The organism is Staphylococcus chromogenes, assembly GCF_029024625.1.
Taxonomy (GTDB): Bacteria; Bacillota; Bacilli; order Staphylococcales; family Staphylococcaceae; genus Staphylococcus; species Staphylococcus chromogenes.
In genome coordinates this window covers 2,073,650-2,086,677 of record NZ_CP118953.1, presented here as the reverse complement: position 1 = coordinate 2,086,677, position 13,028 = coordinate 2,073,650, and the positions used below count along the sequence as shown (strand labels likewise).

General features: G+C 38.4%; 15 protein-coding genes and 1 other annotated feature. All 15 genes read left to right on the top strand.

Annotated features, from left to right (window positions below; translation table 11 throughout):
* The first annotated feature begins 16 nt into the window (after positions 1–16).
* The 15 genes from cysE (at position 17) to rpoB (ending at position 12,976) form a co-directional block, all read left to right on the top strand.
* Positions 17–655 (top strand): serine O-acetyltransferase, encoded by a 639-nt coding sequence (gene cysE / locus PYW36_RS10205; protein WP_258026740.1) that lies wholly within the window; start codon positions 17–19, stop codon positions 653–655.
* Positions 639–2,039 carry a cysteine--tRNA ligase gene (gene cysS / locus PYW36_RS10200; protein ID WP_103158773.1) on the top strand — a complete coding sequence of 467 codons (1,401 nt, stop codon included), beginning with the start codon at positions 639–641 and terminating at the stop codon, positions 2,037–2,039. The genes cysE and cysS overlap by 17 nt, the downstream gene beginning before the upstream one ends.
* Positions 2,032–2,433, top strand: coding sequence for a Mini-ribonuclease 3 (locus tag PYW36_RS10195; RefSeq protein WP_103158772.1), 402 nt, complete (start codon positions 2,032–2,034; stop codon positions 2,431–2,433). The genes cysS and PYW36_RS10195 overlap by 8 nt, the downstream gene beginning before the upstream one ends.
* A gap of 6 nt (positions 2,434–2,439) precedes the next feature.
* The gene (rlmB, locus tag PYW36_RS10190) at positions 2,440–3,195 is read left to right on the top strand and encodes a 23S rRNA (guanosine(2251)-2'-O)-methyltransferase RlmB (protein ID WP_103158771.1); all 756 of its coding nucleotides are present in this window, start codon (positions 2,440–2,442) and stop codon (positions 3,193–3,195) included.
* A complete protein-coding gene (locus PYW36_RS10185; protein ID WP_103158770.1) occupies positions 3,192–3,716 on the top strand; it encodes an NYN domain-containing protein in 525 nt (174 codons plus the stop codon). Before rlmB ends, PYW36_RS10185 begins: the two co-directional genes overlap by 4 nt.
* Positions 3,717–3,790: 74 nt before the next feature.
* The gene (locus PYW36_RS10180) at positions 3,791–4,375 is read left to right on the top strand and encodes a sigma-70 family RNA polymerase sigma factor (RefSeq protein WP_103158769.1); all 585 of its coding nucleotides are present in this window, start codon (positions 3,791–3,793) and stop codon (positions 4,373–4,375) included.
* Positions 4,376–4,454: 79 nt separating this feature from the next.
* Positions 4,455–4,598 (top strand): 50S ribosomal protein L33, encoded by a 144-nt coding sequence (gene rpmG / locus PYW36_RS10175; RefSeq protein WP_084275986.1) that lies wholly within the window; start codon positions 4,455–4,457, stop codon positions 4,596–4,598.
* 86 nt (positions 4,599–4,684) lie between these two features.
* Positions 4,685–4,864 (top strand): preprotein translocase subunit SecE, encoded by a 180-nt coding sequence (gene secE, locus PYW36_RS10170; RefSeq protein WP_037572962.1) that lies wholly within the window; start codon positions 4,685–4,687, stop codon positions 4,862–4,864.
* Between the two features lie 18 nt (positions 4,865–4,882).
* On the top strand, positions 4,883–5,431 hold the full coding sequence (gene nusG, locus PYW36_RS10165; protein ID WP_037572959.1) for a transcription termination/antitermination protein NusG: 549 nt from the start codon (positions 4,883–4,885) through the stop codon (positions 5,429–5,431).
* 541 nt (positions 5,432–5,972) lie between these two features.
* On the top strand, positions 5,973–6,395 hold the full coding sequence (gene rplK / locus PYW36_RS10160) for a 50S ribosomal protein L11 (protein ID WP_016424296.1): 423 nt from the start codon (positions 5,973–5,975) through the stop codon (positions 6,393–6,395).
* A 205-nt stretch (positions 6,396–6,600) separates the two neighbouring features.
* Entirely contained in the window at positions 6,601–7,299 is a 699-nt protein-coding gene (rplA, locus tag PYW36_RS10155) for a 50S ribosomal protein L1 (protein WP_037572943.1), read from the top strand.
* Positions 7,300–7,415: 116 nt separating this feature from the next.
* Positions 7,416–7,557 (top strand) — a sequence feature (ribosomal protein L10 leader region).
* Between the two features lie 45 nt (positions 7,558–7,602).
* Complete coding sequence (rplJ, locus tag PYW36_RS10150; RefSeq protein ID WP_103158768.1) at positions 7,603–8,103, top strand: 50S ribosomal protein L10; 501 nt, start codon at positions 7,603–7,605, stop codon at positions 8,101–8,103.
* 54 nt (positions 8,104–8,157) lie between these two features.
* Positions 8,158–8,523, top strand: coding sequence for a 50S ribosomal protein L7/L12 (rplL, locus tag PYW36_RS10145; RefSeq protein WP_037572937.1), 366 nt, complete (start codon positions 8,158–8,160; stop codon positions 8,521–8,523).
* An 81-nt stretch (positions 8,524–8,604) separates the two neighbouring features.
* Complete coding sequence (locus PYW36_RS10140) at positions 8,605–9,213, top strand: class I SAM-dependent methyltransferase (RefSeq protein ID WP_103158767.1); 609 nt, start codon at positions 8,605–8,607, stop codon at positions 9,211–9,213.
* Positions 9,214–9,424: 211 nt separating this feature from the next.
* Complete coding sequence (gene rpoB / locus PYW36_RS10135; RefSeq protein ID WP_103158766.1) at positions 9,425–12,976, top strand: DNA-directed RNA polymerase subunit beta; 3,552 nt, start codon at positions 9,425–9,427, stop codon at positions 12,974–12,976.
* Positions 12,977–13,028: the final 52 nt, after the last annotated feature.

Genomic DNA, 13,028 nt, shown 5'->3' with positions numbered 1-13,028 from the left:
AAAAGTGTTTGCTGCGATAAGCAGAATTAGAGATGATGTGAAAATGGTATTTGAACAAGACCCCGCTGCGCGTTCTTCATTTGAAGTAATTACCACATATGCAGGTTTACATGCCGTGTGGTCTCATTTAATTGCCCATCGTTTATACAATAAAAAACGTTATACGTTAGCACGAACAATTTCTCAAATTTCCCGCTTTTTTACAGGTATTGAAATACATCCAGGTGCTAAAATTGGGCGCCGCTTATTTATTGACCATGGGATGGGCGTAGTCATCGGTGAAACATGTACCATTGGTGACAATGTCACAATCTATCAAGGTGTAACTTTAGGTGGAACAGGTAAAGAAAAAGGAAAACGTCATCCGGATATTGGAGACAATGTTCTTATTGCAGCAGGTTCAAAGGTCTTAGGGAATATCAAAGTGGATTCTAACGTGAACATTGGCGCCAATTCTGTCGTTCTTCGTAATGTGCCAAGTTATACCACTGTGGTCGGCATACCTGGGCGCATTGTCCGTCAAGATGGCCAACGTATTGGTAAAACATTTGATCACCTTAATTTACCAGACCCAATTTATGAACAACTAAAACAACTCGAACGACAACTTGAACAAACGAGAAATGGAGAGATTAAAGATGATTACATTATATAATACGTTAACGCGTCAAAAAGAGCCATTTAAACCGTTAGAACCAGGAAAAGTAAAAATGTATGTGTGCGGGCCTACCGTTTACAACTATATTCATATCGGTAATGCAAGACCAGCGATTAATTATGATGTCGTACGCCGTTATTTCGAATACAAAGGATACGAAGTGGATTATGTCTCAAACTTCACAGATGTTGATGATAAACTCATTAAACGTTCTCAAGAACTAGGAGAATCCGTGCCAGAGATTGCAGACCGCTATATTCAAGCCTTTTACGAAGATACAGAAGCGCTTAACATTAAAAAAGCAACGTCCAACCCACGCGTCATGGACCATATGGACGACATAATTAAATTTATTAAAAAGTTAGTGGACGAAGGTTATGCTTACGAAAGTGGTGGAGATGTATATTTTCGTACACGCAAGTTTGAAGATTACGGTAAATTGAGCCACCAATCTTTAAATGATTTAAAAGTCGGTGCACGTATTGAACAAGGGGAACAAAAAGAGGATGCACTTGATTTTACGTTATGGAAAAAAGCAAAGCCTGGTGAAATCAGTTGGGAAAGCCCATTTGGAGAAGGGCGTCCTGGATGGCATATCGAATGTTCAGTCATGGCTTTCGAAAAGCTTGGCCCTACCATTGATATTCATGCGGGCGGAAGCGATTTACAATTTCCACATCATGAAAATGAAATTGCGCAATCCGAAGCGCACAATCATGCGCCATTCGCCAATTATTGGATGCATAACGGTTTTATTAATATTGATAATGAAAAAATGAGTAAATCTTTAGGAAACTTCATTTTAGTGCACGACATCATTAAAGAAGTGGATCCAGACGTGTTACGTTTCTTTATGATTAGCGTACATTATCGTAGTCCTATCAATTATAATATTGAGTTGGTTGAAGCGGCGCGCAGTGGTTTAGAACGTATACGCAATAGTTATCAAGCACTCACAGAACGTGAAGCGATCGCCACTGATTTAAAAGAAGACGAAAACTATTTGGAACAAATTGAAGCCACATTAACTCAGTTTGAAAAAGTGATGGACGATGACTTTAATACAGCCAATGCGATTACGGCTTGGTATGACCTTGTCAAATTAGCCAATAAATATTTGTTAGAAAACCAAACTTCTACAAAAGTTATAGCACGCTTTAAAGAAGTATTTGAAATCTTTAGTGACGTATTAGGAGTGCCGCTAGCCTCTCAACAAACATCTGAACTTCTAGATGACGAAATTGAAAAATTAATCGAAGAACGTAATGAAGCGAGAAAAGCGAAAAACTTTGCGCGTGCTGATGAAATTCGCGACCAATTAAAAGCGCAAAACATCATTTTAGAAGATACGCCACAAGGTGTGAGATATAAACGTGGATAAATCGATAAATGCGAAACTTTTAAATCCGCTTTCTCTGGCATACGTCGGAGATGCAGTTTTAGATCAACACGTCAGAACGTATATTATTCTAAAACTCCAAAGTAAACCTAATCGCTTGCATCAAGAAGCAAAACGATTTGTCTCTGCGAAAAGCCAGGCCATCACGTTAGAAACTTTAATCGAGACAAAGTGGTTTACAGAAGAGGAGACGGATATTTTAAAACGCGGTCGCAATGCTAAAAGTTATACGAAAGCAAAGAACACTGACGTTCAAACATATCGTAAAAGTTCGGCATTAGAAGCGGTGATTGGATTTTTATATTTAGAGGGCCAAACAGAACGTCTTCATACATTGTTAGATCAAATCGTAAAATTAGTAGAAGAAAGGAGTTGAGCCAATTTGGAAACGGAAATCATCGTTGGACGTCATGCGGTAAGAGAAGCGATTCAATCAGGGCATGCCATCAATAAAGTGCTCATCCAAGAAGGAGTGAAAAAGCAACAAATTGATGACATATTAAAATCTGCAAAATCACAAAAACTTGTCATACAAACGGTCCCAAAATCTAAATTAGATCAAATTGCGAATGCGCCTCATCAAGGGGTAGCCGCCTACATTGCCCCTTATGAATATGCGTCGTTAGATGACTTTTTAGCTAAACAAGCGAACAAAGAGACGTTATCGACAGTGATTATATTAGATGGTCTCGAAGATCCTCACAATCTTGGTTCGATATTGAGAACAGCAGATGCTACAGGAGTGGACGGTATTATCATTCCAAAACGACGCTCAGTCGCATTAACACAAACGGTAGCAAAAGCTTCTACAGGTGCCATCCAACACGTGCCTGTGATAAGAGTGACAAACTTATCACAAACGATGGACACGCTTAAAGATCAAGGGTATTGGATTGCTGGTGCAGAAGCCAATAACGCTACAGATTATCGTCAAATGCAAGTAGATATGCCTCTTGCGATTGTTATCGGTAGCGAAGGCCAAGGGATGAGCAAACGTGTAAAAGATAAGTGTGACTTTTATATTAAGATTCCTATGGTGGGGCATGTGAATAGTTTGAATGCCTCTGTAGCAGCAAGTTTATTAATGTATGAAGTGTTACGGAAACGGGTGCCTGTCGGTGGTGATATTTCACAATGATTGATTACTATGTGATTATTGATGGCTATAATATGATTGGGCAATCTCCAGAGTTGAGTCGATATGCCAAAGAAAGTTTAGAAGAGGCACGAGAACAACTACTGATAGCGATTTCTAACTATAATGCCCATGTCAAAGGTAAAATTATTTGCGTATTTGATGCCTATGAGACCGATACACCTCAAACTGAAACGGTTTACCATGGGATTCATGTGGTCTTTACGAAAGAAAATGAAACAGCCGATAGTTTTATAGAGCGTTACGTCCATAATATTTACCACAAATACACCACACACATTACAGTTGTCACGAGCGATATGAGTGAACAACATGCTATTTTTGGGACGGGCGCTTACCGTATGTCCTCTCGAGAAATGTGGAGAGCGTTAAAAGAGACGCAAACCGATGTCACAAAATCCATCTCTACATTTGAATCACGTAAGCCACGCACACGCATTCCTTTGTCGGAAGATGTCTTATCAGAATTTGAAAAAATTAGACGTGGGGAGCATAAGAAATAGCGCAATCGAAACTTGATTGAAAGCGGCGCACTCGATATGATGATGCAAATCGAGTGAAGGCGAGGAACATTTCAATGACGTTGAAGCCCAATCATCAAGAAGATTTTAAGCAATTTGTGGTAGACCTCAGAACCAACCAGCATGAAGCCTTATGTGAACTGATTGCCATCGTCCAACAGCGTGCTGCTATCGTATTAAATGATACGCGTATTTCCCCTCAAGACTTTGAAGATATTGTACAAGAAACGGTTTGGGGGATTTATCAAAAAATATGCCAACCTGAATTTCACTTGCACATTCCCCTCCATCATTACATTAATAAAACATTGTACTATAAGAAAATGGACCATCGCAGAAAGCGAGCCCATCAACATCACTTCCTTTCGCAATTTATTGAAACTTATGAAGCGGAATATGCGTATCAAATCCATAAAGCACAGGGAGATTTATTCATTGAAGAAAATTTTTCAGAGGTACAAAATCAAGCACAAATTTTGAGCGCTTTTGAGTTAAAACTTCTGTATTATCTGATTGAAGAATGGACACCCATAGAGATAGCGCATCAACTCAATGTTTCCGTTAAACGTGTGTATAACGGCATTTATAGATTAAGAAGAAAGTTGAAAGGTGCTTTGTTATTGGAACGATTTAAGCCGTAATGATTGTGAAAAGTTGTTTGACAATTGGGCGCAATCTTATGTATAGTAAACTGGTATTATAGGAGTAAGGTGAGTTAATGTGAGAAAAGTACCACTTAGCTGTGAAAAGTGTGGCAATCGAAACTATCATGTACCGAAATCAAGTCAACATACGACACGACTTGAACTGAAAAAATTTTGTGCGACCTGTCAAACGCACACATTGCATAAAGAGTCCAAATAGTTCAGTGCGCATATGCAAATTCGCATGGAGAATAGGGGTTCATTCATGCCCCACTCCTAAGTATAAATGAATTGGAGGGAATCCAAATGGCTAAAAAAGAAAACTTCTTCCAAGGCGTCAAATCAGAAATGGAAAAAACAAGCTGGCCAACTGGGCAAGAGCTTGTGAAATATACGACAATTGTCGTGTTTACAGTAATCTTTTTCTTAGTATTTTTCTGGAGTCTAGACATTGGCATAGGCCAAATTATTGAAATGATAAAATAGAAATGAGGAGTTGTCAGCATGTCTGAAGAGTTAGGAGCTAAACGTTGGTATGCCGTTCATACCTACTCAGGTTACGAAAACAAAGTTAAAAAGAATTTAGAAAAACGTGTTGAATCAATGAACATGACTGAGCAAATTTTTAGAGTTGTGATTCCTGAAGAAGAGGAAACACAAGTTAAAGATGGCAAAGCGAAAACACAAACAAAGAAAACGTTCCCTGGCTACGTTTTAGTTGAATTAATTATGACGGATGAATCATGGTACGTTGTACGTAACACTCCAGGTGTCACAGGCTTTGTGGGTTCAGCAGGGGCAGGTTCAAAACCCAACCCATTATTACCAGAAGAAGCGCGATTCATTTTAAAACAAATGGGAATGAAAGAAAAAACAATCGATGTCGAAGTAGAGCTTGGAGAACAAGTGAGAATTACTTCTGGTCCCTTTGCAAATCAAGTGGGCGAAATCGATGAAATCGAAACGAGTAAATTCAAACTTACAGTTCTTGTGGACATGTTTGGACGTGAAACACCTGTCGAAGTTGAATTTGATCAAATTGAAAAGTTATAAGATGGCATGAGAGAGGAAGACATCGGTGCTTTTGTTAATTTGATTGTTCTATAAAGGCGCGACTTAAGAGATAATCAAAATTGCGATGTATCTTCATAATTGTACGTTGCCATGTTTTAATAGCTCTTTTTACTAATAAAGGTTGTATTCAAAGGTGCTATAATCAATCGGATTGGTGGAATGAAAATTCATCCCACTAGTCCGATTTTCTTTATGAATGAAAAAAGCTCAATCCTTTCTATGGATGATGAGCGACCCAACGAATAATAATGGAGAGATTATGTGTCTACATAATATTCTAAAGCGTACGCTAAAGATTAAAATATTAATTTTAAGGAGTTATTACGATTTACTCATCATTAAAAGGACTTGCTCTGTTAGAGAGATAAAACTTAATTTTTTTATTGTCAAGTGTAATGAGTAATGTTATAATAACGAAGTCGCGCGTAAAAAGCGCTACATTTCGTCACGAAATGTTAAACGAGTGGGAGGGCAAAACTGAGCCCTGTGACCACATCACGATATCAAGGAGGTGCACATCGTGGCTAAAAAAGTAGAAAAAGTAGTTAAGTTACAAATTCCAGCAGGTAAAGCAAACCCAGCACCACCAGTTGGTCCTGCATTAGGTCAAGCCGGTGTGAACATTATGGCTTTCACAAAGGAATTTAATGCACGTACGCAAGAACAAGCAGGTTTAATTATTCCGGTTGAGATTTATGTATATGAAGATCGTTCATTTACATTCATCACTAAAACACCACCTGCAGCAGTATTACTTAAAAAAGCAGCGGGTATTGAAAAAGGTTCTGGTGAACCAAATAAAACTAAAGTTGCTACAGTAACTAAAGATCAAGTACGTGAAATTGCTAACACTAAAATGCCTGACTTAAACGCTGCTGACGAAGAAGCAGCTATGCGTATCGTTGAAGGTACTGCACGTAGCATGGGTATCATTGTTGAGTAATTCTCGTAATTAATGACAATAAAGCAAACATGAAAAACGTCTATCGCTACATGTAATTGATAGACACTCATAGATAACATAATTAAATGAACGCGTTATCTATGCTCGAGGGGCGGGCTACGGAAATTATCTAAACTATGAGATTTCTGTCCCGCTCCCAACGTGGGAGGACATTCCGCTAAAACCACTAAAGGAGGAAAAATCAATGGCTAAAAAAGGTAAAAAGTATCAAGAAGCTTTAAGCAAAGTTGACCGTCAAGCTTTCTACTCAGTAGAAGAAGCAATCAGCTTAGCTAAAGAAACAAGCGTTGCTAACTTCGATGCTTCTGTTGAAGTAGCATTCCGTTTAGGTATTGATACACGTAAAAACGACCAACAAATCCGTGGTGCAGTTGTATTACCACACGGTACTGGTAAATCTCAACGTGTATTAGTGTTCGCTAAAGGTGACAAAATTGCAGAAGCAGAAGCAGCAGGTGCTGACTATGTTGGTGATGCTGAATATGTTAACAAAATCCAACAAGGTTGGTTCGACTTCGATGTAGTCGTAGCAACACCAGATATGATGGGCGAAGTTGGTAAATTAGGTCGTGTATTAGGACCTAAAGGTTTAATGCCTAACCCTAAAACAGGTACAGTAACAATGGACGTTAAAAAAGCTGTTGAAGAAATCAAAGCAGGTAAAGTTGAATACCGTGCTGAAAAAGCAGGTATCATCCACGCTTCAATTGGTAAAGTATCATTCGATACTGACAAATTGGTTGATAACTTCAAAACTTTACAAGATGTTTTAGCGAAAGCGAAACCATCTTCAGCTAAAGGTACGTACTTCAAATCTGTAGCTGTAACAACAACTATGGGCCCTGGTATTAAAGTAGATACTTCTAACTTTAAATTAAACTAATCATCAGTAACTATAGATAAAAGGGAGTACAGATACAGTGGTATCGCACTCCCTGAATTTTTAGGTTATGATTTAAAAATAACGGTTGACTAATTACACGAAAGCCGTTATATTTATATATGTTGTATATTTTACCTAAGACAGTAGGAGTTCATTGAGAACTTAATACATGATCCTACCGAGGCTAAAATTGACTTGAACGTGATAAACATTCAAGCACTTTTTGCTGTGGGTAAAAAGTGCTTTTTTATTTGTTGTTAAACAAATTTACAAAGCACCAAAAAATTTGATGGAGGTGTCTAAATGTCTGGAATTATTGAAGCGAAAAAACAACACGTTGATGAAATCGCTGAGCAACTTAAAAGTTCAGTTTCAACTGTTTTCGTTGACTACCGTGGTTTAACAGTAGCAGAAGTAACAGACTTACGTAAACAATTACGTGAAGCAGGTGTTCAATACAAAGTATATAAAAACACTATGTTACGTCGTGCAGCTGAAAAAGCGGGCATCGAAGGTTTAGATGAATACTTAGCAGGTCCTACTGCCGTAGCATTCACTACTGAAGATGTAGTTGCACCAGCAAAAGTAATCGCTGGATTTGTAAAAGAACACGAAGCTTTAGAAATCAAAACAGGTGTTATGGAAGGTAGCGTTATCTCTGCTGATCAAGTTAAGACAGTGGGTTCTTTACCATCACACGAAGGTCTTGTTTCTATGCTTTTATCAGTATTACAAGCACCAATGCGCAACTTCGCTTATGCAGTTAAAGCTGTTGGTGAGAGCAAAGAAGAAAGTGCAGAGTAATTATTATTGCATGCCGTAAAAAATTAAACTTTAAAATAATGGAGGAATATAAACATGGCTAATCAAGAGCAAATCATTGAAGCAATTAAAGAAATGTCAGTTTTAGAATTAAACGATTTAGTTAAAGCAATCGAAGAAGAATTTGGTGTAACTGCAGCAGCACCAGTTGCAGCAGCAGGTGCAGCAGGTGGAGAAGCAGCAGAAGAAAAATCTGAATTTGACGTTGAGTTAACTTCAGCTGGATCTTCAAAAATCAAAGTTGTTAAAGCTGTTAAAGAAGCAACTGGCTTAGGCTTAAAAGACGCTAAAGAATTAGTTGACGGCGCTCCAAGCGTAATCAAAGAAGGATTACCAAAAGAAGAAGCTGAAAAACTTAAAGAACAATTAGAAGAAGTTGGCGCTTCAGTAGAATTAAAATAATTCTTTTGATAAGTGAAAAACCCGCTATTTCCTGTAAATAGCGGGTTTTATCAATATTATACTTAAAAAGGTGTGAATGCGATGAGTCATTATTATGATTCACATCCAGACAGTGAAACGAATGAACAAACAATCACATATCAAGTCCATCATCATCAACTGATCCTCACAACAGATACAGGCGTATTTTCAAAAGATCGCGTCGATTTTGGTTCTGATTTACTTATTCAAACATTTTTGAACGCGCATCCGCCAGGTGAAGTTAAACAAATTATAGATGTCGGCTGTGGGTATGGTCCCATTGGTCTGATGTTAGCGAAGGTTGCACCACATGATCGCATCACTATGCTTGATGTCAATCATCGCGCGCTCTCACTTGTTGAAAAAAATGCTAAACACAATGATATTCATAATGTTCAAGTCTTAGAAAGCGATGGCTTATCTAAAATAGGAGAAGCGCAAGCGGATTTTATATTAACGAATCCTCCTATTCGTGCCGGGAAAAAAGTAGTCCATCAAATATTAGAAGACGCCTATTCAAAACTAAAAGCCAAAGGTGCTTTATACGTTGTGATTCAGAAAAAGCAAGGCATGCCCTCTGCTAAGAAGAAAATGGAAGCTGTTTTTGGCAATGTAGAATCTGTTAAAAATAGCAAGGGTTATCATATTTTGAAAAGTGTAAAGGGTTGATTAAATCCTTTTTGTATGGTAAAGTATTAAGATGAAAAAATTATGTTCAATAAGTGTGTACTTTTACCGCTAAAGTTTCATTGTAACATTTCATAAATACGCAATTAGAATAGAAAATGGTGTCATCGTATCGTGAACAACCGTTTTCTTTTTGTCTTGTTGCATAACACTTTTATTAGAGAGACACACAATTTTTGAGGGGTGAATCTGTTTGGCAGGTCAATTTGTCCAATATGGAAGACATCGTAAACGTAGAAACTACGCAAGAATCTCAGAAGTATTAGAATTACCTAATTTAATTGAGATTCAAACAAAATCATATGATTGGTTTTTAAAAGAAGGACTCTTAGAAATGCTTCGAGACATTTCTCCAATTGAGGACTTCACAGGTAACCTTTCTTTAGAATTTGTTGATTATAGATTAGGTGAACCTAAGTACGACTTAGAAGAATCAAAAAACCGTGATGCAACATACGCGGCACCTTTACGTGTTAAAGTCCGTTTAATCAGTAAAGAAACGGGCGAAGTGAAAGACCAAGAAGTGTTCATGGGTGATTTCCCATTAATGACTGAAACGGGTACTTTCGTCATCAACGGTGCAGAACGTGTTATCGTTTCACAATTAGTACGTTCACCATCCGTTTATTTCAACGAAAAACTAGATAAAAATGGTCGTGTGAACTATGATGCGACTGTGATTCCTAACCGTGGTGCTTGGTTGGAATATGAAACAGACGCTAAAGATGTAGTATATGTCCGTATCGATAGAACACGTAAATTACCATTAACTGTATTATTACGTGCGTTAGGTTACTCTACAGATCAAGAAATTATTGATTTAATTGGAGATAACGAATATTTACGCAATACTTTAGAAAAAGACAACACTGAAAATACAGAACAAGCTTTACTTGAAATTTATGAACGTTTACGCCCAGGTGAACCACCAACTGTAGAAAATGCGAAGAGTCTATTATACTCTCGTTTCTTTGATCCAAAACGTTACGATTTAGCTAGCGTAGGACGTTATAAAGCAAACAAAAAATTACATTTAAAACATCGTTTATTTAATCAAAAATTAGCTGAACCAATCGTCAACACTGAAACAGGCGAAATCGTTGTTGAAGAAGGCACAGTGTTAGATCGTCGTAAATTGGACGAAATTATGGATGTCTTAGAATCGAATGCGAACGCACAAGTTTATGAGCTTCCAAATAGCATTGTAGATGAACCTGTAGAAGTTCAATCTATCAAAGTTTATGTCCCTAACGATGACGAAGAACGTACAACAACTGTTATCGGTAATGCTTTCCCTGATTCAGAAGTGAAATGTATTACACCAGCGGATATTGTTGCTTCTATGTCTTATTTCTTCAACTTATTACATGGCATTGGTTACACAGACGATATCGACCATTTAGGTAACCGTCGTTTACGTTCTGTGGGTGAATTATTACAAAACCAATTCCGTATTGGTTTATCTCGTATGGAACGTGTCGTACGTGAAAGAATGTCTATTCAAGACACAGAATCTATCACACCACAACAATTAATCAACATCCGACCAGTGATTGCATCTGTGAAAGAGTTCTTTGGTAGTTCACAATTATCACAATTCATGGACCAAGCGAACCCATTAGCAGAGTTAACTCACAAACGTCGTTTATCTGCTTTAGGACCAGGTGGTTTAACACGTGAACGTGCTCAAATGGAAGTGCGTGACGTTCACTATTCTCACTACGGTCGTATGTGTCCAATCGAAACACCAGAGGGTCCAAATATTGGATTAATCAACTCACTTTCAAGTTATGCGCGTGTTAATGAATTTGGTTTTATTGAAACGCCGTATCGTAAAGTAGACCTTGAAACGAACGCAATTACTGATCAAATTGATTATTTAACTGCGGACGAAGAAGACAGTTATGTTGTTGCCCAAGCGAACTCACGTTTAGATGAAAATGGACGCTTTATCGACGACGAAATCGTTTGTCGTTTCCGTGGGAACAATACAACAATGGCTAAAGAAAAAATGGATTACATGGACGTATCACCGAAGCAAGTTGTTTCTGCGGCAACTGCATGTATTCCGTTCTTAGAAAACGATGACTCTAACCGTGCGTTAATGGGTGCGAACATGCAACGTCAAGCGGTGCCTTTGTTAAATCCTGAGTCACCATTTGTAGGTACAGGTATGGAACACGTAGCTGCACGTGACTCTGGTGCGGCAGTACTTGCAAAATACCGTGGTCGCGTAGAGCACGTTCAATCTAGTGAAATTCTTGTACGTCGCTTAATTGAAGAAAATGGCAAAGAGGTTGAAGGTGAATTAGATCGCTATCCTTTAGCTAAATTCAAACGTTCAAACTCTGGTACATGTTATAACCAACGTCCAATCATCGCTGCAGGAGACGTTGTTGAGAAAAACGAAATTCTTGCCGATGGTCCATCTATGGAATTAGGTGAAATGGCGTTAGGTCGTAACGTTGTTGTTGGCTTCATGACTTGGGACGGTTATAACTACGAGGATGCCGTAATCATGAGTGAACGCCTTGTAAAAGATGACGTTTATACTTCAATCCACATTGAAGAATACGAATCTGAAGCGCGTGACACGAAACTTGGACCTGAAGAAATTACACGTGATATTCCGAACGTTTCTGAAAATGCCCTTAAAAACTTAGATGATCGTGGTATTGTTTATGTAGGTGCGGAAGTTAAAGATGGTGACATCTTAGTCGGTAAAGTTACACCTAAAGGGGTTACTGAACTTACTGCTGAAGAACGTCTTTTACATGCCATCTTTGGTGAAAAAGCACGTGAAGTACGTGATACGTCATTACGTGTACCACACGGTGCAGGCGGTATCGTATTAGATGTTAAAGTCTTCAACCGTGAAGATGGCGACGATTCGTTATCTCCAGGTGTTAACCAACTCGTACGTGTTTACATCGTTCAAAAACGTAAAATTCACGTTGGGGATAAGATGTGTGGTCGTCATGGTAACAAAGGTGTCATCTCTAAGATTGTTCCTGAAGAAGACATGCCTTACTTACCAGATGGACGTCCAATCGATATCATGTTAAACCCACTAGGTGTACCATCACGTATGAATATCGGACAAGTTTTAGAGCTTCACTTAGGTATGGCTGCGAAAAACTTAGGTATTCACGTTGCATCTCCGGTATTTGACGGTGCCAACGATGATGACGTATGGTCAACAATTGAAGAAGCAGGTATGGCACGTGACGGTAAAACTGTCCTTTACGATGGCCGTACAGGCGAACCATTCGATAATCGTATTTCTGTAGGGGTTATGTACATGTTGAAACTTGCACACATGGTAGACGACAAACTCCATGCACGTTCAACTGGTCCATACTCACTCGTTACGCAACAACCACTTGGTGGTAAAGCACAATTCGGTGGACAAAGATTTGGTGAGATGGAGGTATGGGCACTTGAAGCTTATGGTGCAGCATACACATTACAAGAAATCCTCACATACAAATCTGACGATACAGTCGGTCGTGTGAAAACATACGAATCTATCGTTAAAGGTGAAAATATTTCTAGACCAAGTGTTCCAGAATCATTCCGCGTATTGATGAAAGAACTTCAAAGTTTAGGTTTAGATGTTAAAGTGATGGACGAACAAGATAACGAGATTGAAATGCGTGACTTGGACGATGACGATATTCCTGATCGCAAAGTCAACTTACAACAATCTTCTGTTCCAGAATCACAAAAAGATTTAACAGAATAAATCTTGCATCTTCTGAATAAATAACATGTATTGTGAATGGGGCCTTTTAAGA